The organism is Janthinobacterium sp. KBS0711, assembly GCF_000988085.1.
GTDB classification, from domain to species: Bacteria; Pseudomonadota; Gammaproteobacteria; order Burkholderiales; family Burkholderiaceae_D; genus Janthinobacterium; species Janthinobacterium lividum_E.
Genome location: NZ_LBCO01000033.1, coordinates 267,909 through 291,103, shown reverse-complemented (window position 1 = coordinate 291,103; position 23,195 = coordinate 267,909). Strand labels below are relative to the sequence as shown.

The following is a 23,195-nucleotide window of genomic DNA, read 5'->3' as shown; positions in this document are numbered from 1 at the left end:
CTTACCAGCGTGGCGTGGCGCTGGTGGGCGCGGCATGCGACGGAAAATGCGGCAGCACTTCCTGCGCCAGTTCCTGCAGCACCTCGGCGGCCGGACGCCGGCCATGCTGGATGCCCAGCGCCGCATGGTTGACACCCGCTTCCTGCCATTCCCCCAGCAAATCGATCAAGCCCTTGCACCCCGTGCGCAGCACATAGCCGCTGCGCAAGGGCGTACGCGGGTAATCAGGGTCGTCCACCAGGTCCAGCCACTCATTGCACATGTGCGGTCGGAAGCCGCCATCGGGTATGCACTGGCGCCAGGCGCGGATCTTTTCCGCCAGCCGGCGCGGCCCGTCCTGCGTATCGGTCGCTTCCGGATACGTCAGCCAGCCATCGGCGTGGCGCCCTATCCACTCAAGCGGCTGGCCCGAGGAACTGGTGACGATCAGGGGAATGGCGCCCGCCACGGGCTTGGGCAGCAGTTCGAGGCCCTCGATCCTGCCCAGCGGGCTGCTGACATGCGCGGGGCCAGGGCGCAGCAATTGGCGGAACAGGTGCACGGCCTGCGCATAGCGTTCGCCGCGCGTATCGTACGGCACGCCATACGCGGGAAATTCGCTGGCGCGGTCGCCCGAGGCCGTGCCCAGCACCAGGCGCCCGCCCGACAGCTGGTCGATGCTGGCGGCCGCCTTGGCCAGGTCGATGGGATGGCGCAGGGTGAAAATGGCGCTGCCCGTGGCCAGGGCCAGCGAGTCCGTGCGCGCCGCCAGGTAGGCGAGATAGGTCCACGGGTCGAACAGCTGGCCCGCATCACCGAAGCGCGGGTCGAACAGGGGAATGTCGCGCACCCACGCGGCGGCAAAGCCTTGCTTGTCCATGGCGGCGACCAGGTCGGCCTGGCCGGCCAGCGCCTGCATGTCGCCCTGGTAAAAGCGCAGCGGCAGGTAGATGCCGAGGGTAAGCGCGCCGGGCGCGAACATGCGGCGATAGCCGCGGTGCTGCGTGAAGGCCTGCGACGAGGCGCCTTCCGTGATGTCATTGCTCATGCTGTTCCTCGATAAGAATCAGGCTCCCGTGGCGGGCGCGGGGATAGTGACGCCCAGCCGCACGGCCGGGCGGGCCGCCACGCGGGCGTACCAACTGCTGATGTGCGGCCAGGCGCCAAGGTCGAAGCCGACGATGCGGGCGATGTGCAGCCAGCCGAAGCTGGCGATGTCGGCGATGGAATAGTCGTCGCCGGCCAGGTAGGCGTTAGCCGCCAGGCGGCCATCCATGGTGGCCAGCGCGGCGTCGCACAAGCGACGAAAGTGCGCCGTGGCGGGCACGTTCGCGCCCGCGTCGACGATCTCGAAATGCACGCGCTGGCCCAGCACCGGCCCCATGCTGGCCGCATGAAATTGCAGCCAGGTGATGGCGGCCCAGCGCGGCGCGGGCGCCGCGGGCAACAGCCGCCCAGTCTTCTCGGCCAGGTATAGCAAGATGGCGGCCGATTCGAACACGGTGATGCCCGTGTCGTGGTCGACCAGCACGGGAATGCGCCCGTACGGATTGAGGGCCAGGAAAGCGGGCAGCCGGTGTTCGCCCTGTTCGATGCGCACATGGCGCAGCCGGTAGGGCAAGCCCAGTTCGGCCAGTGCGATGGTGGCCTTGAAGCCGTTGGGCGAGCTGTCGGTGTAGAGTTCAAGCGAACCCGCCAGGGATGTGATGCTGTGCATGAAGTATCCTGTCGATATAGTTTTACTGAAGTAAAATAAGCGTTGCAAACACCGCCATCCTCGCTCTTATCTTCGGAGAATGGAAACGATGATTTTTACTTTCTGGCTATAGATAAACTATATTGATGAAGCATCCATTACCGCTCCAGGCGCTGCGCGCCTTTGTCGAAGTGGGCCAGCGCGGCAGCATCAAGGCCGCCGCCGAAGCGCTGCACGTGACGTCGGGCGCCGTCAGCCAGCAAATCCGCCTGCTGGAAGAACGGGTCGGCATGCCCCTGTTTACGCGCGAACGCCAGGGCTTGCGCCTGACCGAAGCGGGCGCCATGGTCCACCCCACCCTGCTGGGTGCCTTCGCGCAGATCGCCGGTGCCAGCCAGGCGCTGGAAGACATGGGTGGGCGCCAGACGCTCACCGTCAGCACGGTCGCCACCTTTGCCGCCGCGTGGCTGGTGCCGCGCCTGGGCCGCTTCAACCAGCGCCACCCGCAGATCGAGGTGCGCGTGGAAGCCACGTCGGCGCTGGTCGACTTGCGCCGCGACAGGGTTGACGTGGCCTTGCGCCACGGCTTGGGAGATTATCCGGGCTTGCAGGTGACGCGATTGATGGCGCCCGTGCTGGTGCCCGTCGCCAGCCCCGCCCTGATGGCAGGCCAGCAGCCCATCACCACGCCCGGCGATTGTCTGCGCTACCCGCTGCTGCACGATACGGACCGCGCCGACTGGCCCTTGTGGCTGGCCGCGCATGGCGCCCCGGACGGCAGCGCCGATGCGGCGCGGGCGCTGCGCGGCTCGGCCTTCGAAGATGATTTTCTGTTGATACGCGCAGCCGAAGCGGGACAGGGACTTGCCCTGGTGCCGCAGCTCTACGCGCAGGAGGAAATTGCCGCGGGGCGCCTGGTGCAAGTGCTGGATTTGCCCTGGCCCGCGCGCTTTGCCTACTACCTGGTGGCGCGGCCCGACGCGGCCACGCGCCCTGCCGTCCAGGCATTCATGGCATGGATCCGCGAGGAGGCGCAGGCCGCGCGCTAGAGTCCATGCTCGCCTGCCGCGCACGACACGACGCCGCACAGGGCGCTGAATGGCACCGGCACGCCGGCGCGGCCCGTGGCGATGCAGCTTGCCGCCGGCACCACGGCCAGCAACAGGGCCAGGTAGGCTATCGCCTTCAAACGCCGCACGGAAGAACGACTGACGCCCGCAGCTGCGCCGCGTGGATAGCCTCTGCCCGCCTCTTCGCTGCCGCTTGCCGACAATTTCGTATGCATGTCCATCTCCTCTATCCACTGTGATCGGTCTTGCTTTACCGTATTTTGCTACATAAATTTACCAAATACAATAAATAAATTCACGAATAAATGGTTTTTCTTTATTATTAAAATAAGATCGATGGAATCGCAATATTCGTTTAAATCATTTTCATTCGAAGTTTCATCCAGATGGCTAGCCACGCCGCACGCATCCGGCCAAAGTTGATGTAGATCATAATTTTTTGAACAAGCTATTGCTATCCTGTAAAAAAATGACAGGAGCCCTCGATGAGCAAGACGCAGCCGAGCGACGCGCAGCACAACGTTGAACATGAGCGCCTGGGCAGCGCCTGGCAAGGCGTGCCGGCGCCCGATTATCCGGAGACAGCGCCGGAAGGCGCCACCCTGGACCTGCTGCTGAACGCCTGGCTGGGCAAGCTCACGGGTGGCATTTCGCCGGCCGCGCTGGGCAACGCGTATGCCGACTGGCTCAGCCACCTGGCGCTGGCGCCATCGAAGCAGCAAGCCCTTGTGCAGGAAGCGTGGAGGAAGATCGGCCGCTGGCAGCAGTACGCCATGCAATCGGCACTGGCTGGCGGCACCGCCGAGACGCCATGCATCGCGCCGCTGCCGCAGGACCGGCGCTTCGACGATCCGGCCTGGCGGCGCTGGCCGTACAACCTCGTCTACCAGGGCTTCTTGCTGCAACAGCAATGGTGGCACCGCGCCACCACGGGCGTGCGCGGCGTCGCGCCGCACCACGAGGATGTCGTCACGTTCACCGTGCGCCAGTGGCTCGACATGCTGGCGCCGTCGAACTTCATGCTGACCAATCCCGTGGTGCAGCAAGCCACCGTGGAAAGCGGCGGCGCCAGCCTGGCGCGCGGCCTGGTCCACGCGGCCGAGGACTGGCAGCGCGCCGCCATGGGGCCGTACGCGCCCGATACGCGCCGCTACAAGGCGGGCGAAAACGTGGCCGTCACGCCGGGCAAGGTGGTCTACCGCAACGACTTGATCGAATTGATACAGTACGCGCCCGCGACCGACAAGGTGCATGCGGCGCCGCTGCTGTTCGTGCCGGCGTGGATCATGAAGTTCTATATCCTCGACCTGTCGCCGCACAATTCGCTGGTGCGCTACCTGGTGGGCCGGGGCCACACGGTGTTCATGATTTCCTGGAAAAACCCCACGGAGGAAGACCGCGAACTGTCGCTGGAAGACTACCGCCAGCTGGGCGTGATGGACGCGCTCGACGCCGTTGTCCGCATCACGGGCGCGCCGCAGGTGCACGCGGCCGGCTACTGCCTGGGCGGCACCCTGCTGGCCATCGCCGCCGCCACGATGGCGCGCGATGGCGATGCGCGCCTGGCCAGCCTCACCATGCTGGCCTCGCAGGTGGATTTCAAGGAGCCGGGCGAACTGTCGCTGTTCATTGACGAGAGCCAGGTCAGCTTCCTGGAAGCGGCCATGTGGAAGCAGGGTTACCTCGATACGAAGCAGATGGCGGGCGCCTTCCAGCTGCTGCGCTCGAATGACCTGATCTGGTCGCGCCGCCTGAACCACTATCTGCTGGGACAAGACGAGCAGGACAGCGACCTGATGGCCTGGAATGCGGACGCCACGCGCATGCCCTGCCGCATGCATTCGGAATACCTGCGCCGTCTGTTCCTGCACAACGACCTGGCCGAGGGCCGCTACCGCACGGCGGGCCGCCACATCGCCCTGCCCAACATCGATGCACCCATCTTCGCCGTCGGCACCCTGACGGACCACGTGGCGCCATGGCGCTCCGTGTACAAGCTGCAGCTGCTGACCGACACGGACGTCACCTTTTTGCTCACCTCGGGCGGCCACAATGCGGGCGTGGTCTCGCCGCCGGGCCAGCCGCGCCGCAGCTACCAGCTGGCCACGCACCGCCACGACGTGCCCTATGTCGACGCGGACAGCTGGCAGCGCGATGTGCCGCACCATGACGGTTCGTGGTGGTCCGCCTGGCAAGCCTGGCTGGCGCAGCGCTCCAGCGTGCAAGCGGCGCCGCCAGCCATGGGGCCGGACCTGGGCGACGCGCCGGGCAGCTACGTGCTGCAAACCTGACCACCGACAACCGCGCGACAACCGAGGAAAACGCCATGCCCTACACTACCCTGCTGGTCCACGTCGACAATTCCCGCCACTGCGCCCAGCGCATCCGCCTGGCCGTGCGCCTGGCCGTTGCCGAAGGCGCGCACCTGATCGGCTCGGCCATGAGCGGCATCTCGCGCTACGCGTATGGCGGCGGCGTCAATGCGCTGCAGTTTGCGCCGGCGCAGATGCAGGCGCTGCGCACCCAGGCCAGCGAGGCCTTGCACGACTTCGAGCGCATCGCCCGCGAAGAAGGCCTGGGCGCCTATGAAACGCGCTTCGTCGACGACGATGCGCAAGGCGCGCTGCTGCTGCAGGCGCGCTATTGCGACTTGCTGATCCTGGGCCAGACGGATGCGCAGGATACGCCGTCGCGCGTCATCGCCGGCACGCCGGAATACCTGATGCTCCATTGCGGCCGGCCCGTGCTGATGGTGCCGCACGCGCCTTCGGCCGCGCCAGCGGGCATCGCGCAGCATCCGCTGCTGGCCTGGAACGGCAGCACCGAAGCGCTGCGCGCCATCACCGATGCGCTGCCGCTGCTGCAAGGGGCGCGGCAGGTGACCCTGGCCGTCGTCAATTCACACGCCCAGCCGGCCGCGCACGGCGAGCAGCCAGGCGCCGACCTGGCCCTGTACCTGGCGCGCCATGGCGTCAACGTCGAAGTGCTGCAGCACGACACGCCGCCGGGCCAGGACGTGGGCACGGCCCTGCTGGCCATGGCGGCCCAGCGGCACTGCGACCTGCTCGTGATGGGCTGTTACGGCCACATGCGCCTGCGCGAAGCGCTGCTGGGCGGCGTCACGCGCACGGTGCTGCAGGAGATGACGTTACCGGTGCTGGTGTCGCACTAGGCGGCCATGCAGTCGAATGGCGTCATCGTTTTTGTAAAATCACGCCGCTCATGTATTGATTCAGATCGCGAAAATCCTTCACGCTCCAGGCGTGCGGCGCAATTTTCACGCCATTCTCTTTCAAGGTCTTTGGAATCAGGTCGCCATTCGGACGAAGGATGACCGACGACACGATCACGCCCGGATAATCATTGAGCCGTTTCTTGAAAGCGGCGGTGGTCAGATCGGGGGTACGGGGGTTGCTTTTATTTGCCAGCGGCCCCGTTCCCTTGATCTCCGCTCCGTGGCACACGGCGCATCGCTGCATGTACAGATTTTTTCCATTGATGTTCTCCGCGAAGGAGGACGATGTGTGAAGCAGAGATAAAAGGCCCAGCGTAGCGATAAATACTAATTTCATTGTCATGTAGTTTGTTATTGATATCAATCGGAGCGAAATCAGGACACCCCACGCAAGGGTCGATGCTCCCGGCGATATTTTAACCGGGATTACTCATTCAACAAGCGACGCGTGCAGCCGAGGAACGGCCTACAATAGCCAGGCTGGACACTGCGCGGCCGCCTGCTGACAGGCCGCGCGGCTCATGCCGCCTCCCCTGTCAGCGCCACCGCCACAAGGAGTATTCGCATGAGCAAGCAAGTCACCACCGTCCTCGTCCACGGTTTCTGGGGCGGCGCCGCCCACTGGAGCCGCATTATTGCCGAATTGCGGCGCCAGGGCCACACGGCCATCCGCGCCGTCGAACTGCCGTTGACGTCCCTGGCCGACGACGCCGAACGCACGCGCAAGATGGTGGCGCAGGTCGATGGCCCGGTATTGCTGGTGGGACACTCCTACGGCGGCGCCGTCATCAGCGTGGCCGGCAATGCGCCGAATGTGGCGGGCCTCGTCTACATCGCCGCCTTCGCGCCCGACGCGGGCGAAAGCCCGGGCGGCATCACGCAGGAACACCCGCCCATCGGCGCGGCCAGCCTGGAGGGCGACAGCGACGGCTACCTGTGGGTCAAGCCCGAGCAGTACCATGACAGCTTTTGCCAGGACCTCGATGTGGAAGAAGGCGCCGTGCTGGGCGTGGTGCAGAAAGCGCCGCTGGCCAGCACCTTCGGCGACACCGTCAGCGACCCGGCCTGGAAGCACAAACCCAGCTGGTACCAAGTTTCCACTGCCGACCGCATGATTTCCCCCGTCAATCAGGAGCGCATGGCGGCGCGGCTGAATGCGCGGAAAATCATCAGCCTGAATGCCAGCCACGCGTCGCTGGCTTCGCGCCCCGTCGAAGTGGCGGCGCTGATACTCGAGGCGGCAGGCGCGGTGGCCGGCGAATAAGGCTGCTGCCTACAGCCACCCTTCGCGCTTCAGGCGCCGGTGCAGCCAGACGCAGCCGGCGATGATGACGACGATCACGGCAGGATAGCTGCCGCGCCACTTCAGTTCCGGCATGAATTCGAAGTTCATGCCGTACAGGCTGAAGACCATGGTGGGCACGGCCAGGATGGCGGCCCAGGCGGCCAGGCGCTTGACGACCTCGTTCTGGCGGATCGAGATTTGCCCCAGCGCCACCTGCATGGCCGAGTTGACCAGCTCGCGCATCTGCCCCGCCGTGTGCGTGACCCGTTTGACGTGGTCGAGAATGTCGCGGTAATAGATGCGGTTTTCCTTGGGCACGATGTCGCCATGAAAACGGATCAGCTGGGTGCAGATGTCGTGCAGGGGATTGACGGCCGCGTCGAGCTTGAGCAGCTCCGTCTTGAGCTGGTAGAAATCCTGCAGCTTGTCTTCGCTCAAACTGGGCTTGAACAGCTGCAGTTCGTAGTGCTGGAAGCGGGCCTGCAAATGGTCGATGCAGGGCTGGTACTGGTCGACGATGAAATCGATGATGGAATACAGCACGTAGCCGGGGCCGCTGGCCAGTTTCTCGGGCACGCTTTCCTTGCGCTCGCGCAGCTTCGCATAGCCGGCGGAAGGACCATGGCGCACCGTGATGATGAAGCGGGGGCCGAGGAAGACGTGGGTTTCGCCATAGACGATGGCCTCGCCGTCCAGGGTGGCCGTGTGCATCACCATGAACAGGGTGTCGCCGTACTCTTCCAGCTTGGGCCGCTCGTGCGCGCCCTGCGCATCCTCGACGGCCAGTTCGTGCAGACCGAACGCCGATTGCAGCGCCTGCATGGCCGTGGCGTCGGGGCTGGCCATGCCGATCCAGACGAAACAATCGGGATCGCCGAGAAAGTCGCCCACCTTGTCGATGTCGAAGTGGGCGATCTTCTTGCCGTCGCGATACGCTTCGCAATTGACGACGGCGGCGTGGTGGCTTAAATCCATATACATGTCCAAAAGTAAAAGTGGCTGCCGCTGGCATGACGCGGCGAAAAATACGTTCAGGCGTAGTATGGAGGAAACTCGCCAAAAAAACGCACCTTGCCTTCACTCAATGGAAATGCTGTATCGATAGGCCAGCGGCAGTCACTACGCCAGGGCGGCCCCGCAAGCGGGCGCCCTGGCTGGCATGACTAGACCATGCCCCTGGCTGCGGCGAGGATCGCTTTCAGCTCGTCCGCGTTGGCATACACGTAGGCCTGGCTTTGCGCCACCAGCTGCGCCGATGGGGGCACCGGATCGAGCAAGGCGCGCGTCTGCTCGTTGGGGGCCAGCCCGGCAGCGCTGACGACGGTATCGGCCGAATGCGCCCAGTTCGTGCCTTCGGCAAAGCCGCGGCCGATCTCCGCGCCAGCCGCGTCACGGGCGATGGCGCCGCCTTCCGTGTATTGCAGGCCGGTGCCGAAAAAGCCCGACTGGCCCGTGGCGATCAATGGCTCCAGGGTAAAGGTGCGCAGGCGCTGCGGCAGTTGCTGGTCGATGGAAAACTGGTAATGCGCGGGATACCAGGTGTCCGTCGCCGGATACACGGCGGGGTTGGGCGAAGTGTCGTCCTTGACCCAGGCCGTCACGGTCATGGTGCCCGTCAGGTCCAGGGTGGCGTTGTCGGCGTCGATGTACTTGCCATTGAATTTGGCCGTCATGGGCTTCGGTGGCGTCGGCCCCGTCTGCCAATAGAACTGCTCGTTGTCCAGCGAGTGGAGCGCGGAGATCGTCATCTGCACTTCCTGCAAGCCTGGCGCCAGTCCGGCCTGGAACTGCACTTCAAACCAGTCCCATCCGCCAGGCGGCGCCGGCGTCAGGTTGGCGGCGGCGCGCAGCACCGCATGCTGGGCGCCGCCTTTCGGCATGAAACCCGCGGTCCATTGATGGTCGTACCACATGCTGCCATCCGTCAATTCGATGCGCTTGCCGTCGATGGTAATCACATTCGCGGCGCCCGGACGCAGCTTGAGCAGCGAGGCCGAGTAATACAAGGTGCCCAGTCCATCGATGCTGGGCGAACAGCCGCCGTCTCCCTGCATGAAATAGCCCTTGGGATTATCCAGCGAGATATCGATGCCGAATTCCACATCGACGGGCTTGCCCATGTCCCAGCCGCGCGCCTGCAGGCGCACGGGAAACAGGCTGCCGCCCGCATCGAGCCCTTCGATGGCGTTGCGCCCGATGCGGTAGGCAAACGGTTTGGCCTCCACTTCGACGAGGCCCGTGGTGCCGGCCACGACCACCGTGTTGGCGCGGTACTGCAGGCCCGTCTGCGGATCGCAGATCGCCAGGTGCATCTCGAGCGACTGGTTTTCAATATCGCTCAGGCCCAGTTCGGCGGCCAGCAGCGGCGGCAGCAGCGCGTATTGCCAGAACATCAGCTCGACGCTGTAGTGATGGCCGCCGGCATCCGTAAAATTGCCGACAAAAAAATGCCAGCCCAGCTGGTATTGCAGTTGAGGCAAATCAATTTGCGGGAAGGAAAACTGCGGGTCGAGGGGAACTGGCGCATAGCCCGTATTCGATTCCGGCCCGAGGAACAGGCAGCTGGCATAAAACTCGCGCGGGCTCATCGCCTTTGTCTGCAGCAAGTGCTGACGCAGCAAGGCATAGCGCTCCGTACGCTCCTGCACGAAGGACAGTTGATGGTCCTCCAGTTGCTGCAGGCGCAGCAGAAAACGGTCGGCATACGCCGCTTCGCTATTGGCGGCGCTCTCTATGCGCCGCAACAGATCGGGAGGAATCTTGCTGGCATCATAGTCTTTCATCCACAGGGCTTGGGCGATGTTTTGCAGGGTGATGGGGTTCATGGTGGCTCTTGCTGGAGGGAATAGCACGACAGGAGCGCGCCGCGGCAGGGCTTGCCTGCAATGATGCGGCCGCATACAACAACAGCATGTCAGCTTGGCGCGCCGGACGCCACCCCCTTTCCCGTATTGGCAGACGATTCTGCCAAGCCAGTGTACTGACTGCGCGCGGCGCAATGATCTCCAATTGTCACCCGCGCAACATGCGTGCAGGCGGCCCGGCTGGCGCCGCCCAAGCCACAATCAATAGCGGTAGTTCAAACTCAGCATCGCATTGCGCGGGTCGCCGTAACTGACCCTGCGGCCCGTGCTGATGCCGTAGTAGCTGCGGTCACCCAGGTTATTGAGGTTCAGCGACAGGGCCAGGCGATCGGAGAGCTGGTAGCGCGCCATGGCGTCGAGCACGGCATACGAGCCCTGGTGCACGGTGGTGGTGCCGCCCCGCACGGCCCGGGTTTGTTGCCAGGTGCGCGATTGCCAGCGGGCGCCGCCGCCCACCGTCAGGCGCGGCATCGGCTGCCAGGTGCTGTACAGGCTGAGCTGGTCTTCGGGCGCCAGGGTATTGACCTTGCCGGCCGCGTCGCGCGCGATCTTGTGCGTGTAGCCGGCCTGCAATTGCCAGCCCGGCATCAGCTGGCCCGACACTTCCAGCTCCACGCCGCGCGAGCGCACGCCGTCGATGGCGCGGTAGGCGTCCATGCCCGTCACTTTGTTCACGGCGTCGACAGACTCGGCAAAGTTATCCTGGCGCACCTCGAAAGCGGCCGCGCTGGCGTTCAGGCGGCCGTTGAGGAACACGCCCTTCACGCCCGCCTCGATATTCTTGCCCAGCACGGGGTCGAGCGTCTTGTTGTCGACGTCGCGGCTGTTTTGCGGACTGAAGATGTCGCTGTAGCTGGCAAACGCCGTCAGGTTTGGCGCGAAGTCCCACGTCAGGCCCGCATACGGCGTGAAGACCGACGCTTCATCGATCCCGGCCGTGGGGTTGACGTAGGACGACAGGCGCCCGCCCAGTATCACATGCACGCCCTGCGGCAGCGAAAAGCGGCCGGTCGCATACACGGCCTTCTGGCGGATGACTTCGCGCGCCGTGTCCAGTTCCCACTTCGGCTCAGCGACTATGCCCCGGTAGGTGTAAATGTTATCGACCTTGATGAAGGAATACGGGCTGAAGACGTCATCCGACTGCTTGCGGTAGGCATTCGCGCCCACCACCAGTTCATGCGTGCGGCCCAGCAAGGTGAACGGCCCCTTGGCGTACACGTCCAGGCCATTGCTGGTGGCGTCGCTGTTGTACTGGCGCGCCGTGACGGACGTGCCGCTGCCGTCCGCCTTCGGGAAACCGTCAAGGTAGGCGACGGGCGCATACAGGGCGTTGGCCTGGTGGATCAGGCGCACATTCGCCAGCCAGCCATTGTCGAAGGTGTGCTCGAGCGAGGCGAAGACGGATTTCGCTTGCGTCTGCTGCGTGCTCCAGGTTGGCGCACCGTTGAACGAGCGGGGCATGGTGAAACGCTTGCCGTCCGCGTCGAACAGGGGCGCGCCGCCCCAGTCGCTGTTGCGCGGCACCGTATGCTGGTAGTCGGCGCCCACGGTCAGCAAGGTGCGCGGCGACAGGTCCGCCTCCACCGTGCCATAGGCCAGTTCGGAGCGGCGCTGGTAGCGGTCGACGAACGAGTGCTTGTCCTGGTACGACGCCACGGCGCGCGCACGCACGCTGCCGCTGCCGTTCAAGGGGCCGCCCACGTCCGCCATGCCGCGGTAATTGCTCCACGACCCAGCCGAGAGGTCGGCCAGCGCGCGCCATTCGCGCGTGGGCTTCTTGCGGATCAGGTTGACGGTGGCGCCCAGCGTGCCGGCGCCGCTCATCAGCGCATTCGCGCCCTTCAGCACCTCGACCCGGTCGTACAGGTCCATATTGGCCAGGGATTCGCCCAGGTTGAGCGAAGCGTCGCGCGTCCACGGCAAGCCGTCGTAGCTGAAATTGTCGAGCGAAAAACCGCGCGCATAGTAAATCGTGCGCTCGCTGTCGATGTGCTGCACGTACACGCCCGGCGTGTGGTTGAGTACTTCGCTCAGCTGCACCAGGCCGAAATCGTCCATCTGCTGGCGCGTGACGACGCTGACCGCGTGCGGCGTCTCGCGCGGCGACAGCACCAGGCGGTTGGCCGTGCTGACGGCGCCCGTCGTATAAGAACCCGTGTCTTCCGTCACCTGGCCCAGGTAATTGGTGGTGATGACCACTTCCGGCATCGTGGCGTCAAGCTGGACGGCCGCCGCCTGTGGCGCCGCCGCTTGCACGGTATAGACGCCGCTATCGGTCTTGAGCAGGGCCAGCTGCGTGCCCTGCAAGGCGCGGCGCAACGCTTGCTCCGCCGTGAAATCGCCGTGCACGGCCGCGCCGCCGGCGCCGCGCGCCAGGTCCGCATCGATGGAAATGCGCACGCCGCCACGACTGGCAATAGCGATCAGGCTGGCGTTCAGCGGCTGGGCCGGCACGTCGTAGCGCACGGTGGCCAGCGCCATTTGGACCGATGGCGTTTGCGCCAGGACGGCGGGCGCGGCGCAGGAAAGTAACATTACAGCCAGGGGAATCTGGCGCATCAACAATGGTGGCATGCTGGGACTCTATCTTGTGGTGAAGGAAAAGTGGGGCTACACCAGGTATGAGTCGCGGCGCGCCAAAAGTGACAGTGCCGGCGCAAAAATAATTCAGGCCCGCTTCACATCGAGATCCGTCCACCAGCCGCCGGGACCCTGGCGCAAGGTGACGGGCAGGGTTTCGGCCAGCGCCAGCAAGGTCGCTGCGCTGTCGTCGAGCGAGTAGTTGCCGGACACGCGCAGCGCCGCCGCCTGCGCCGTGATGTCGATATAGCCGTGGCGGTACGGCCGCAAGGCGGCCACGACTTCGCCCAGCGGCTGGTCGACGGCCACCAGCAAGCCCTGCTCCCACGCCGTCGCCTGCCCTGCCGCCATACCGGGCAGCATCGTCAGGCGGTCCGTGTCGAAGCGCGCCGCCTGGCCCTGGCGCAGCACGCGCGCCAGTCCTTCGCCGGCCGGACGCACATCGAAATCGCCCCGCACGGCCAGCGCCACGGTGACGTGCGCTTCGCGCCGCAACATCAGCTCGCCGCCCGGCGCCGTCACCGTGCCGTGCGCGCTGCGCAGCAGGAATGGCGCGTTTGCCGCATGCGCCACCCTGGCCAGCAGCTGGCCCTGGCGCAAGGTGACATGGCGGTGTTCATGGGTGACATCGGTATCGGCCGAGGAACGGGCGTCCAAAGTCAGCACGCTGCCATCGGCCAGCGTGTAGCGGCCCCGATTCGCCGTGGCCGTATGCAGGTCCGCGCTCCAGTCCGGCAAGAACGGGCTGCCGCGCAGCAGCCAGGCGCCGCCGAAGGCCGCGCCCGCCAGGCACAGGGCGCCCTGCAGCAACTGCCGCCGCTTGTTGTCATGTTGCGCGGCGCGCGCCAGGGTTTGCCCGACAGTCCCCGCCCCGCCCGCCGCCTGCAGCGGGCCGACGCTGTGCTCGACGGCCAGTCCCAGAGCGCGCCACGCGGCCGCATGGCGTGCATCGGCGGCCAGCCAGCGGGCAAAGGCCTGATGCTGGGCCGCGTCCGCCTCGCCCGAACTGAGCTCGACCAGCCAGCCAATGGCCGCGTCCTGCACCGCAGCGGACATGCTCATGCCGGGTCCGCGGCCGCCAGGCAGCAGCGCAAGCCTTGCGCCATGTACTGGCGCACCATGCTGGCCGACACGCCCAATTGCGCCGCGATCTGCGCATACGTGAGGCCATCGAGCTGGCTCATCAGGAAAGCGCTACGCGCCTTGGCGGACAAGGTATCGAGCGCGCGCGACAGCCGCTCCAGCGCTTCGAGCAGCACGACGCGTTCCTCGGGCGACGGCTGGACGGACTCCGGCAGCAGCGCCAGGCTCTCGAGATAAGCCTGCTCGATATCGCGCCGCCGCCACTGCTGCAGCAAGACGCTTTTCGCGACCGTCGTGAGATACGCGCGCGGCTCGCGGATGGCGGACAATCGCCCCGCATGCAGCACGCGCAGAAACGTTTCGGAAGCCACATCTTCCGCCTCCGCCCGGTTACGCAAGCGCAACAGCAGGCGCTGCAGCAACCAGCCCTGGTGGCCCGTAAACAGGCTGGCGGCCAGGGTGGCGTCATTCGAGGAGAAAGGCAAGGCAGACAAGAGCGGATCCGGCGGCTTTAATGATAATGATTCTCATTATATTGCAGGATCTGCGGCATGTCTTCGACTTTCGCTGTTCTTGTCATACACTAAGTAATTCACAATAATTTCCTGAGGCTTACTTAGCAACGCTTTCCTGCGCATGCATGCAGGCCAAGGCAATCATGCAGGTGTACGGCCGCGTGGGCAAGGTCATCGGCGACGCGGATAGCATCCTCGCACAAGCGGTTCAGCGCTTGCCTGGAATTAATCAACCAAGCCACGACATTCCCATGAAAACTCCTCGCACTGATAGAAAAACGATTTTCTCAATCGTGAAGGTTTCTTTTTTATTGGCCATCGCCACATTCGTGCATGCGCAAGCTGCCGCTCATTCGCCGGCAGAAAAGGCAGATGACTACACTGCCAAAATTGACCGTCTGATACGGCAAACAAGCCCAAGACCTTTTAATGGGGTGGTTCTGATCACCCAACATGGAAAAACGAAATACTCGAAAGTCTTCGGCTATTCCGATTTTGAGAATAAAACGCCATTAACGCCAGAAGACAATTTCAGGATCATGTCGAACAGCAAGCAAATGACGGCTGTCCTGGTTTTAAGGGAAGTTGAAAACGGCAAAATAGACTTGCAAAGTCCCGTCCGGCGATACCTGCCTGATTTACCGCAGGCCTGGGCCGACCAAGTGACGGTGCATCAATTGCTCAACTTTTCGGCAGGAATCACTGAGATTGACAAGCCGCTCAGTTTTGCCCCCGGAACGGATTTTTTATATGGCGTGACAGCCTATACAATGCTGGGCAATATTTTTGAGAAAACCAGCGGGAAGACGTATATCGAAGCGGCGAATGACTTGTTCAAAGAACTGGGAATGCACAACAGTTTTTGCTATGAGGAAGATAAAAACAATAAGGTCATCAATGGCTATGTCAATGCAAACAATACATTTGAATTGAAGCAGCATCCCGTTCAGGGAAAGGGCTGGGTGGACTTCATTCCGGCCGGGGGAATCGTGTCAAATGCCACAGACCTGGCTATCTGGGATGAAAAACTTCATCAGGGAAAAATCTTGAAGCCGGCAAGCTATAGGCTGATGACGAGTTACGACATATCGAGCCAGCATGTTGCCTTCGGCAGCGAGAAAAATGGCTATGGTTACGGCGTGTATGTCAGCGACAAGACCCCCGTCAAATACATAGGACACTCCGGAAAAGGCTTGGGATTCGCATCGATCAAAGTCTATTTCCCTGAAAAAGACGTCGATGTGATTGTGCTGGAAAACCAGTTCAGCGAAGACAGCGCCCTTCACTACTATTTTGAAATAAAAATACGAGAAATAGTGATGAATAGTAATCTTGTGAAATAGTCTCCCAGCCGGCAAGTCTACGCCGTCAGCTTTTTATCGAACTTGACTATCAGCTTGTCCAAGGTCACCGGATAGTCGCGCACGCGCACGCCGGTGGCGTTGTAGACGGCGTTCGCGATGGCCGCCGCCACGCCGCAGATGCCCAGTTCACCCACGCCCTTGGCTTTCATGGGCGAAGACATCGGGTCCGTTTCATCGAGGAAAATGACGTCCTGGTGCGGAATGTCGGCGTGCACGGGCACTTCGTAAGCGGCCAGGTCGTGGTTGACGAAAAAGCCGCGGCGCTGGTCGACCACCAGCTCTTCCATCAGGGCCGCGCCCACGCCCATGGTCATGGCGCCGATCACCTGGCTGCGGGCCGCTTTCGGGTTCAGGATGCGGCCGGCCGCGCACACGGCCAGCATGCGACGCACGCGCACTTCGCCCGTGTCGCTGTCCACGCCCACTTCCACGAAATGCGCGCCAAACGTCGATTGCTGGAATTTTTTATCGAGGTCGCCATATTCCATGTGGTCTTCCGCGACGACGTCGCCATGGTAGGCGGCGGCAGCGAGCGGCACGCTGCGCTCGCCCTGGCTCACTTGTCCATCGGAAAAGCGCGCCTCTTTCTCATCGAAGCCCAGCTTGCCGGCGATGGCATGGCGCAGGCGCACGCAGGCCGCGTACACGCCGGCCGTGGAGCTGTTGCCGCCCCACTGCCCGCCCGAGCCGGCCGAGACGGGAAAATCCGAGTCGCCCAGGCGCACGACCACCTTGTTCAAGGTCACGCCCAGCATTTCCGCCGCCGTCTGCGCGATGATCGTATAGCTGCCCGTGCCGATGTCCGTCATGTCCGTTTCCACCGTCACGATGCCGTTGCCGTCCAAACGCACCCTGGCGGCGGACTGCATGACGAGGTTGTTGCGAAACGCGGCGGCCACGCCCATGCCTACGAGCCAGCGGCCGTCGCGCCGCATGCCGGGCTGGCTTTGCCGTTCTTTCCAGCCGAATTCCACGGCGCCCGTGCGCAGGCAGTCGATCAGGCGGCGCTGGGAAAATGGCCTGCTCGGCTTTTCCGGGTCCACTTTCGTGTCGTTCAGGATGCGGAAGACGATGGGGTCCATTTTCAGCTTGTCCGCCATCTCGTCCATGGCGATTTCCAGCGCCATCATCCCCGGCGCTTCGCCCGGCGCGCGCATGGCGTTGCCTTCCGGCAGGTCGAGCACGGCCAGGCGCATGGCCGTCATGCGGTTCGGCCCCGCATACAGCAGCCGCGTCTGCATCACGGCCGTTTCCGGCTGGCCTCCCTTGAGGTCGCCGGACCACGATTCATGGCCGATGGCCGTGATCTTGCCATCGCGCGTGGCGCCGATGCGCAGGCGCTGGATGGTGGCGGGCCGGTGCGTCGTGTTGTTGATCATCAAGGGCCGCGTCAGGGCGACCTTGACGGGACGCTGCGCCGCGCGTGCACCCAGCGCCGCCAGCAAGGCTTCCGCGCGCACGAACAGCTTGCCGCCGAAACCGCCGCCGATATACGGCGACACGATGCGCACCTTGTCCTTCGCAATGCCAAGCGTGCGGGCCAGGTCGCCGCGGCCCCAGTCCACCATCTGGTTCGCCGTCCACACCGTCACCTTGTCGCCTTCCCAGGCGGCAATCGAGGCGTGCGGCTCCATCATGGCGTGCGACTGGTCTGGCGTCGTGTAGGTGGCGTCCAGGCGCACGGGAGCATGGGCAAAGGCGCCGGCGAAGTTGCCCGCACGGCTGTCAGGCTTGCCCTCCTTCGGCTTGGCGGCGCCGCCTTTGGCCTTGGCCAAGTCGAAAGCGCCCTGCTGCTCGACATATTTCACATCGAGCAGCTGCGCGGCCGAACGGGCTTGCTCGAAGGTTTCCGCCACGACCAGCGCGATGGCCTGGTGGTAATGTTCAATATCCGGGCCACCCAGCAGCTTTGCCGTGTTCATCTTGCCTTTGCCCAGCTTGCCCGCCGATTCCTCCGTCACGACGGCCAGCACGCCCGGTGCGCGCCGCGCGGCGCTCGTGTCGATCGACGCGATGCGCCCCTTGGCAATCGCCGCGCCGATGACATGGCCGTAGGCCGCATGCGGCGCGGCCTTGTTCTGCTCGTACGCGTACGGCGCCGTGCCCGTGGTTTTCAGGGGGCCGTCGATACGGTCCGTGGGACGGCCCACGACTTTCAGCTGGTCGATGGGATTGGTGGTCGCAGGTGTCGTAAATTTCATGGCCCTAGCCTTTCTTTGCTTGTGCTTCAGCCAGCACCGAGGCAATCGTGCGCTGCGCCAGTGTGACCTTGAAGGCGTTGTCGTCGGTCGGCCTGGCGCCGGCCAGCAGGCGTTCGCTGACGGCGGCGGCGCCACTAGGTATCGCCTGCTCGGCGCCAGAAATTCTCCACGGTTGCGGCGCGACGCCGCCCAAGGCCAGCCTGCCCGTGCCATTGGGCAAGATGATGGCCGCCACGGACACCAGCGCGAACGCGTACGAGGCCCGGTCGCGCACCTTGCGGTAGACATGCGTGCCGCCAACGGGCCGGGGCAAGGTCACGCTGGTGATCAGTTCGCCCGGCTGCAGCACGGTTTCCACGTGCGGCGTGTTGCCCGGCAAACGGTAAAAGTCGGCGATGGGGATGCTGCGCACGGCGCCGTCGGAGCGCACCGTATCGATATTGGCGTCGAGCACGCGCATGGCCACGACCATGTCGCTCGGGTGCGTGGCGATGCAGGCATCGCTGCCGCCCAGAATCGCCAGCGGCCGGCTGAAACCGCCGATGGCCGAGCAGCCGCTGCCCGGCACGCGCTTGTTGCAGGCCTGGTTCGTGTCATAGAAATACGGGCAGCGCGTGCGCTGCAGCAGGTTGCCGGCCGTCGTCGCCTTGTTGCGCAATTGCGCCGAGGCGCCGGCCAGCAAGGCGCGCGACAGCACGGCATAGTCGCGCCTCACCGTGGCGTGGGCTGCCAAGGCAGTGTTGCGCACGAGGGCGCCGATGCGCAAGCCGCCGTCGGCCGTGGTCTCCACTTTATCCAATGCAAGGCCATTGACGTCGATCAGATGCGCGGGCGTCTCGATTTCCAGCTTCATCAGGTCGAGCAGATTCGTGCCGCCCGCGATGAAGCGGGCGCCCGGTGTGTTCACGGCGGCGGCCGCCGCTTCGGCCGGCGAGGCGGCCTTCTGGTAGCTGAATACCCTCATGCCGGCCTCCCCGCCACCTCGGTGATCGCCTCGATGATGTTGGAGTAGGCGCCGCAGCGGCAGATGTTGCCGCTCATGCGTTCGCGCAATTCTTCCGGCGTCACCGAGGGGGCCGCGTTCAAGTCCACGCTGACGTGGCTGGGGATGCCCTGGCGGATTTCGCCCAGCGCGGCGACGGCCGAGCAGATCTGCCCCGGGGTGCAATAGCCGCACTGGTAGCCGTCGTGCGCGATGAAGGCGGCCTGCATCGGATGCAGTTTCTCCGGCGTGCCCAGCCCCTCGATGGTGGTGACCTTGGCGCCGTCATGCATCACCGCAAGAGTCAAGCAGGCATTGATGCGCTGGCCGTCGAGCATGACGGTGCAGGCGCCGCACTGGCCGTGGTCGCAGCCCTTCTTGGTGCCCGTCAGCTGCAAGTGTTCGCGCAAGGCGTCGAGCAAGGTGGTGCGCGTATCGAGTTCCAGGCTGTGGCGCTGGCCATTGACGTCGAGGCTCACTTTCATCAGGACTGGTGGCGCCTGGCCGCTCGTGCTGACGGCCTGCGCCGCCCCCGCCGCTCCTGCCACACCGGGCACGGCCGCGGCCGTGGCCGACAGCGCACCGGCGATCAGCAAGCCGCGCCTGCCGGCATTGATTTGATGGGACTCTGTCATCTCGCGCTTCCTCCTGGCTGTGGACTGGCTGGGTGGGCGCATGCAGGCCCGAAGCACCAGTCTGACGGCCGGATGTTGACGCGTCTGTACGCGAACGAACGTTCAGCCGCCCCTGTCGACAGGAAGAGCGATGGCATGGCGGGGCAAGCAGCCTTGTCTCGGCGGCAATAAAATACACGGCAAACATGACGGCTTCGTGACATGGCGCAGCGCGCAAATTTCGCCATGCGGGACGTCGGGCACGGCCGTGATTTCGGCTACACTGGCTGCTACTCTCCCATTCAGACGCCTGATGATCGAAAAGAATCTGCCCGAGCTGGTCATGCTGAAGCGCCTCATCGACGAGGGCGGCAGCCACCTGGAAGTGGCGGCGCCCTGCAGCATCGCCATGGATGGGCGCGAATTTCCCGTGTACTCGATCGCCATGGGCAATCCCAGCCCCGACGTGCCCGTGCTGGGCTTTTTCGGCGGCATCCACGGTCTCGAACGCATCGGCACGCAGGTGCTGCTATCCTTTTTGGAAAGCCTGATCGCGCGCCTGCGCTGGGACGCCACCTTGCACCAGCAGCTGGAAAGCATGCGCCTCGTGTTCATGCCGCTGGTCAATCCTGGCGGCATGTGGCAAGCGACGCGCTGCAATCCGCAGGGCGTGGACCTGATGCGCAATGCGCCATTGAGCGCGCGCGAAAAAGTACCGTTCATGCTCGGTGGACAGCGCTACAGCGCCCGCCTGCCCTGGTACCGGGGCGCTGCCGGAGGGCCGATGGAGGTGGAAAGCCAGGCCGTGTGCGACCTCGTCGAGCGCGAACTGCTGTCGCGCCAGTTCAGCATCGCCCTCGATTGCCATTCCGGTTTCGGCTTGCGCGACCGCATCTGGTTTCCCCATGCGCATACCCAGGTGCCGATCGAGCACCTGGCCGAGATCGGCGCGCTGGAAGAGCTGTTCAGCCAAAGCTACCCCAACCACAACTATGTGTTCGAGCCGCAAAGCCGGCAATACCGCACCCATGGCGACCTGTGGGACTATCTGTACCTGAACGGCACCAGCTACAGCGGACGCGTGTTCCTGCCGCTGACCCTGGAAATGGGTTCATGGCGCTGGGTCAAGAAAAACCCGCGCCAGCTGTTCAACCGCGTCAGCATCTTCAACCCCACGGCCGCGCACCGCCTGCAGCGCGTGCTGCGGCGCCACCTAGTCTGGTTCGATTTCCTCATGCGCGCCGCCAGCAGCCACGGCCGCTGGATGCCGGAAGGCTTGCTGCGCAAGGCGCAGCGCCGGCGCGCCCTGGCGCAATGGTATGAATCATGAGCGGCGCGCACACCTGGGTCCTGCTGCGCGGCCTGATGCGCGAACAGCGCCACTGGGGCAGCTTCCCCGCCACCCTGGCGCGCGCCCTGCCCGGCGCCCACATCGTCACGCCCGACCTGCCCGGCAACGGCACGCGCCACGCGCAGGACAGCGCCACCCGCTTGGCCGCCATGGTGGAAGACTGCCGCCAGGAGCTGCTGGCGCGCGGCATCCCCGCACCCTACCACTTGCTGGCCATGTCGCTGGGCGGCATGGTGGCCGTCGAATGGGCAAGCCGCTACCCGCAGGAAATCGTCCGCTGCGTACTGATCAACACCAGCATGCGGCCGTTCAATCCGTTTTACCGGCGCCTGCGCTGGCAAAACTATGGCGCCCTGCTGCGACAATTGATCTTTGGCGACCAGTGCAGCCAGGAAAGTCTGATCCTGCGTCTGACCAGCCAGCGGCATGCTGGCGGCAACCCCGCCCTGCTGGCCGACTGGCTCAGTTTTCAGCAGCAATACCCGGTCAGCCGGCGCAACGCGCTGCGCCAGCTGCTGTCGGCCGCCCGCTACCGCGCGCCCATCGTCCGCCCGGCCATGCCCGTGCTGGTGATGGCTGGCGCGCTGGACCGATTGGTCGACCACCGCTGCTCGCAGCGTCTGGCGCGCGCCTGGCAAGCCGATTGTTTGATCCACGGCGACGCGGGCCACGACTTGCCGCTCGACGAGGGGACCTGGGTGGCGCAGTCGGTGGCGAGGTGGCTGGGCGTGGCAGCGACAGACGATAACAAGATAAACACGGCACAATCATCATGCAGATAAGCAACCTTACAGAGCAATTGACAGCGCTGGTGGAAGCCGGCGTACGCGAACATATTTTTCCAGGCGCGGCCTGGGCCGTGGGCACCCTGGACCACCAAGTTACGAGCGCGGCCGGACGGCTCACGCCCGAACCTTCCAGCGCCGCCATGCAGGTCGACACATTGTTCGACATCGCGTCGCTGACGAAGATCATCAGCGTGTGGTCGCTCATCGGCAGACTGGTAAGCCAGAAACGCCTGGGGCTGGACAGCCGGCTGGCCGATCTGCTGCCCGGCACGGCAAGCTACGCGCTGGCGCCGATCACGGTTTTCCAGCTGCTCACCCACACTGCCGGCCTGCCGCTGCGCGCCCGCTTGCGCGCCAGCTATGGCGAGGTGTACGACGATATCGTGCGCGGCGTGCTGCGCGAGCCGCTGGAAGGCATACCAGGCCAGGCCGTGGAATACACGGACCGCGCAGCCCTGATCCTCGGCCTGGTCATCGAGCGGCTGCTGGGCATGCCGCTGGACGTGGCCCTTGCCGAACATGTGCTGCAGCCGCTGGGCATGACCGCCACGGGCTACGGTCCCGTGGCGCCACGGCACGGCCAGCTGATCGCGCCGACCGAATTCTGCGAGCAGGCGGGCGCCCACCTGTGTGGCGTCGTGCATGATTTTTCAACCCGGCTGCTGGGCGGCGTGTGCGGCATTGCCGGCCTGTTTTCCAATGTGCCGGACCTGGAGCGCTTCCTGCGGGCGATGCTGACTCCGCATGGCGATGTGTTTGACGCCGCCTGGGTGAGGGAATCGCTGAGGGTACAGACGGGCGAGCTGCAGCCCTCGCGCGGCCTGTTCTGGCATCCGGCGGCAGGCACCGGGCCGCAAGACGACGTCTGGTGCCACCTGGGCTTCACGGGCACGGCCATGTGGCTCAGCCCCCGGCGCGGCCGCTATGCCGTGCTGCTGACGAACAAACTGTATTACACGCGCGAGTTCGACAGGATCAATGTGCTGCGCCGCGACTTCATGCGCTGCGCATTCGATCTCTGATTTTTACAACCGCAGGCTGACGATAATCGCCAGCAGCAGCGCACTGGCCGCCGCCAATAACGCACTGTTGAAACTGTGCGACTGCGCATACAGGCTGCCGGCCAGCACGGGGCCGATGATCTGGCCGATGCCATACACCACCGTCATGACGGCCATCATGTTCGAGCCAAACTTAGCTGCCTTGACGGCGGCCCGTTGCGCGGCCGGCATGGCAATGGTCACCGTGCCGACAAACGTGCCGCCGACGAGTATGGCGCTGAGCAGATAGCCGACGGCCGTGGGCGCCAGCACGGGCAAGGCCACGCCCAGCGCCTGCAGCAGCAAATTGAGCCTCAGCGCCTGGCGCGTGCCAAGTCGCTCGTGCAGCCGGTGCCACAGGAAGCACGACGGCGCCGCCCCGAGGCCGAACACGGCCCACACGTGGGCGGAGTTCAGCCCGGGCAAGGCGGCGCCGACCAGCACGGGCAAATACGTGGCCGTGACGATATAACCAAATCCCGCCAGCCCGTAGATCAGCACGAGCGGCCACGGCGCGACGGGCGCCAGGGACGATGCGGCGGCTT

The 23,195-nt window shown here is 64.7% G+C and carries 21 protein-coding genes; 8 read left to right on the top strand and 13 right to left on the bottom strand.

The features are described 5' to 3' along the window. Position 1: 1 nt before the first annotated feature. Positions 2-1,027 carry an LLM class oxidoreductase gene (locus VM94_RS19995; protein WP_046685032.1) on the bottom strand — a complete coding sequence of 342 codons (1,026 nt, stop codon included), beginning with the start codon at positions 1,025-1,027 and terminating at the stop codon, positions 2-4. An 18-nt stretch (positions 1,028-1,045) separates the two neighbouring features. After that, complete coding sequence (locus VM94_RS19990) at positions 1,046-1,696, bottom strand: glutathione S-transferase family protein (protein ID WP_046685031.1); 651 nt, start codon at positions 1,694-1,696, stop codon at positions 1,046-1,048. A 125-nt stretch (positions 1,697-1,821) separates the two neighbouring features. On the opposite strand from VM94_RS19990, the gene VM94_RS19985 reads away from it, so the two are divergent. Then, complete coding sequence (locus VM94_RS19985) at positions 1,822-2,724, top strand: LysR substrate-binding domain-containing protein (RefSeq protein ID WP_046685030.1); 903 nt, start codon at positions 1,822-1,824, stop codon at positions 2,722-2,724. Here VM94_RS19985 and VM94_RS19980 read toward each other — a convergent pair. Then, entirely contained in the window at positions 2,721-2,960 is a 240-nt protein-coding gene (locus VM94_RS19980) for a hypothetical protein (protein ID WP_138829174.1), read from the bottom strand. The two genes, VM94_RS19985 and VM94_RS19980, sit on opposite strands and share 4 nt — an antisense overlap. Before the next feature lie 270 nt (positions 2,961-3,230). On the opposite strand from VM94_RS19980, the gene VM94_RS19975 reads away from it, so the two are divergent. Together VM94_RS19975 and VM94_RS19970 are read left to right on the top strand one after the other, a co-directional pair. Continuing rightward, a complete protein-coding gene (locus VM94_RS19975) occupies positions 3,231-5,036 on the top strand; it encodes a PHA/PHB synthase family protein (protein ID WP_082127811.1) in 1,806 nt (601 codons plus the stop codon). A gap of 35 nt (positions 5,037-5,071) precedes the next feature. Beyond that, positions 5,072-5,917 (top strand): universal stress protein, encoded by an 846-nt coding sequence (locus tag VM94_RS19970; protein WP_046685028.1) that lies wholly within the window; start codon positions 5,072-5,074, stop codon positions 5,915-5,917. Between the two features lie 22 nt (positions 5,918-5,939). On the opposite strand, the gene VM94_RS19965 is transcribed toward VM94_RS19970, so the two are convergent. Then, entirely contained in the window at positions 5,940-6,317 is a 378-nt protein-coding gene (locus VM94_RS19965; protein WP_200899254.1) for a c-type cytochrome, read from the bottom strand. Between the two features lie 228 nt (positions 6,318-6,545). Here VM94_RS19965 and VM94_RS19960 point away from each other — a divergent pair, with 228 nt between their 5' ends. Then, complete coding sequence (locus VM94_RS19960) at positions 6,546-7,244, top strand: alpha/beta hydrolase (RefSeq protein WP_046685026.1); 699 nt, start codon at positions 6,546-6,548, stop codon at positions 7,242-7,244. Between the two features lie 9 nt (positions 7,245-7,253). Here the strand turns inward: VM94_RS19960 and corA are convergent, their stop codons facing one another. The 5 genes from corA to VM94_RS19935 all read right to left on the bottom strand — a co-directional run bounded on the left by corA (position 7,254) and on the right by VM94_RS19935 (position 14,289). After that, complete coding sequence (gene corA, locus VM94_RS19955) at positions 7,254-8,240, bottom strand: magnesium/cobalt transporter CorA (RefSeq protein WP_046685547.1); 987 nt, start codon at positions 8,238-8,240, stop codon at positions 7,254-7,256. 188 nt (positions 8,241-8,428) lie between these two features. Then, a complete protein-coding gene (locus tag VM94_RS19950) occupies positions 8,429-10,090 on the bottom strand; it encodes a lipocalin-like domain-containing protein (RefSeq protein ID WP_046685025.1) in 1,662 nt (553 codons plus the stop codon). A gap of 240 nt (positions 10,091-10,330) precedes the next feature. Beyond that, the gene (locus VM94_RS19945; protein ID WP_046685024.1) at positions 10,331-12,706 is read right to left on the bottom strand and encodes a TonB-dependent siderophore receptor; all 2,376 of its coding nucleotides are present in this window, start codon (positions 12,704-12,706) and stop codon (positions 10,331-10,333) included. Between the two features lie 93 nt (positions 12,707-12,799). Next, on the bottom strand, positions 12,800-13,774 hold the full coding sequence (locus VM94_RS19940) for a FecR family protein (RefSeq protein WP_046685023.1): 975 nt from the start codon (positions 13,772-13,774) through the stop codon (positions 12,800-12,802). After that, positions 13,771-14,289: a sigma-70 family RNA polymerase sigma factor gene (locus VM94_RS19935; RefSeq protein ID WP_046685022.1), complete on the bottom strand. Its 519-nt coding sequence runs from the start codon at positions 14,287-14,289 to the stop codon at positions 13,771-13,773. Before VM94_RS19935 ends, VM94_RS19940 begins: the two co-directional genes overlap by 4 nt. Before the next feature lie 146 nt (positions 14,290-14,435). On the opposite strand from VM94_RS19935, the gene VM94_RS19930 reads away from it, so the two are divergent. Continuing rightward, a complete protein-coding gene (locus VM94_RS19930) occupies positions 14,436-15,653 on the top strand; it encodes a serine hydrolase domain-containing protein (protein WP_200899240.1) in 1,218 nt (405 codons plus the stop codon). A gap of 17 nt (positions 15,654-15,670) precedes the next feature. Here VM94_RS19930 and paoC read toward each other — a convergent pair whose 3' ends face one another. Genes paoC through paoA form a run of 3 tightly spaced genes read right to left on the bottom strand, consistent with a single transcriptional unit; the run spans position 15,671 to position 19,492 of the window. Then, positions 15,671-17,875: an aldehyde oxidoreductase molybdenum-binding subunit PaoC gene (paoC, locus tag VM94_RS19925; protein ID WP_046685021.1), complete on the bottom strand. Its 2,205-nt coding sequence runs from the start codon at positions 17,873-17,875 to the stop codon at positions 15,671-15,673. 4 nt (positions 17,876-17,879) lie between these two features. Next, positions 17,880-18,839, bottom strand: coding sequence for an FAD binding domain-containing protein (locus VM94_RS19920; RefSeq protein WP_046685020.1), 960 nt, complete (start codon positions 18,837-18,839; stop codon positions 17,880-17,882). Further along, entirely contained in the window at positions 18,836-19,492 is a 657-nt protein-coding gene (gene paoA / locus VM94_RS19915; RefSeq protein WP_046685019.1) for an aldehyde dehydrogenase iron-sulfur subunit PaoA, read from the bottom strand. Before paoA ends, VM94_RS19920 begins: the two co-directional genes overlap by 4 nt. Before the next feature lie 292 nt (positions 19,493-19,784). Between paoA and VM94_RS19910 the strand changes: the two genes are divergently transcribed. From VM94_RS19910 to VM94_RS19900, 3 genes are read left to right on the top strand one after another with little or no spacing between them, the layout of a single operon-like run. After that, a complete protein-coding gene (locus VM94_RS19910; RefSeq protein WP_046685018.1) occupies positions 19,785-20,801 on the top strand; it encodes a M14 family zinc carboxypeptidase in 1,017 nt (338 codons plus the stop codon). After that, a complete protein-coding gene (locus VM94_RS19905; protein ID WP_046685017.1) occupies positions 20,798-21,604 on the top strand; it encodes an alpha/beta fold hydrolase in 807 nt (268 codons plus the stop codon). The genes VM94_RS19910 and VM94_RS19905 overlap by 4 nt, the downstream gene beginning before the upstream one ends. Beyond that, positions 21,595-22,632, top strand: a complete 1,038-nt coding sequence (locus VM94_RS19900; protein WP_046685016.1) for a serine hydrolase domain-containing protein — start codon at positions 21,595-21,597, stop codon at positions 22,630-22,632. The genes VM94_RS19905 and VM94_RS19900 overlap by 10 nt, the downstream gene beginning before the upstream one ends. Positions 22,633-22,635: 3 nt before the next feature. Here the strand turns inward: VM94_RS19900 and VM94_RS27865 are convergent. Next, a partial coding sequence (locus VM94_RS27865) for a YbfB/YjiJ family MFS transporter (RefSeq protein WP_144417559.1) occupies positions 22,636-23,195 on the bottom strand: 560 nt, incomplete at its 5' end.

What these genes read in the sequence shown, in the direction of transcription:
- VM94_RS19995 (WP_046685032.1), bottom strand. Translation starts at nt 1,027, where the DNA reads ATGAGCAATGACATCACGGAAGGCGCCTCGTCGCAGGCCTTCACGCAG.
- VM94_RS19990 (WP_046685031.1), bottom strand. Translation starts at nt 1,696, where the DNA reads ATGCACAGCATCACATCCCTGGCGGGTTCGCTTGAACTCTACACCGAC.
- VM94_RS19985 (WP_046685030.1), top strand. Translation starts at nt 1,822, where the DNA reads ATGAAGCATCCATTACCGCTCCAGGCGCTGCGCGCCTTTGTCGAAGTG.
- VM94_RS19980 (WP_138829174.1), bottom strand. Translation starts at nt 2,960, where the DNA reads ATGCATACGAAATTGTCGGCAAGCGGCAGCGAAGAGGCGGGCAGAGGC.
- VM94_RS19975 (WP_082127811.1), top strand. Translation starts at nt 3,231, where the DNA reads ATGAGCAAGACGCAGCCGAGCGACGCGCAGCACAACGTTGAACATGAG.
- VM94_RS19970 (WP_046685028.1), top strand. Translation starts at nt 5,072, where the DNA reads ATGCCCTACACTACCCTGCTGGTCCACGTCGACAATTCCCGCCACTGC.
- VM94_RS19965 (WP_200899254.1), bottom strand. Translation starts at nt 6,317, where the DNA reads ATGAAATTAGTATTTATCGCTACGCTGGGCCTTTTATCTCTGCTTCAC.
- VM94_RS19960 (WP_046685026.1), top strand. Translation starts at nt 6,546, where the DNA reads ATGAGCAAGCAAGTCACCACCGTCCTCGTCCACGGTTTCTGGGGCGGC.
- corA (WP_046685547.1), bottom strand. Translation starts at nt 8,240, where the DNA reads ATGGATTTAAGCCACCACGCCGCCGTCGTCAATTGCGAAGCGTATCGC.
- VM94_RS19950 (WP_046685025.1), bottom strand. Translation starts at nt 10,090, where the DNA reads ATGAACCCCATCACCCTGCAAAACATCGCCCAAGCCCTGTGGATGAAA.
- VM94_RS19945 (WP_046685024.1), bottom strand. Translation starts at nt 12,706, where the DNA reads ATGCCACCATTGTTGATGCGCCAGATTCCCCTGGCTGTAATGTTACTT.
- VM94_RS19940 (WP_046685023.1), bottom strand. Translation starts at nt 13,774, where the DNA reads ATGAGCATGTCCGCTGCGGTGCAGGACGCGGCCATTGGCTGGCTGGTC.
- VM94_RS19930 (WP_200899240.1), top strand. Translation starts at nt 14,436, where the DNA reads ATGCAGGCCAAGGCAATCATGCAGGTGTACGGCCGCGTGGGCAAGGTC.
- paoC (WP_046685021.1), bottom strand. Translation starts at nt 17,875, where the DNA reads ATGAAATTTACGACACCTGCGACCACCAATCCCATCGACCAGCTGAAA.
- VM94_RS19920 (WP_046685020.1), bottom strand. Translation starts at nt 18,839, where the DNA reads ATGAGGGTATTCAGCTACCAGAAGGCCGCCTCGCCGGCCGAAGCGGCG.
- paoA (WP_046685019.1), bottom strand. Translation starts at nt 19,492, where the DNA reads ATGACAGAGTCCCATCAAATCAATGCCGGCAGGCGCGGCTTGCTGATC.
- VM94_RS19910 (WP_046685018.1), top strand. Translation starts at nt 19,785, where the DNA reads ATGATCGAAAAGAATCTGCCCGAGCTGGTCATGCTGAAGCGCCTCATC.
- VM94_RS19905 (WP_046685017.1), top strand. Translation starts at nt 20,798, where the DNA reads ATGAGCGGCGCGCACACCTGGGTCCTGCTGCGCGGCCTGATGCGCGAA.
- VM94_RS19900 (WP_046685016.1), top strand. Translation starts at nt 21,595, where the DNA reads ATGCAGATAAGCAACCTTACAGAGCAATTGACAGCGCTGGTGGAAGCC.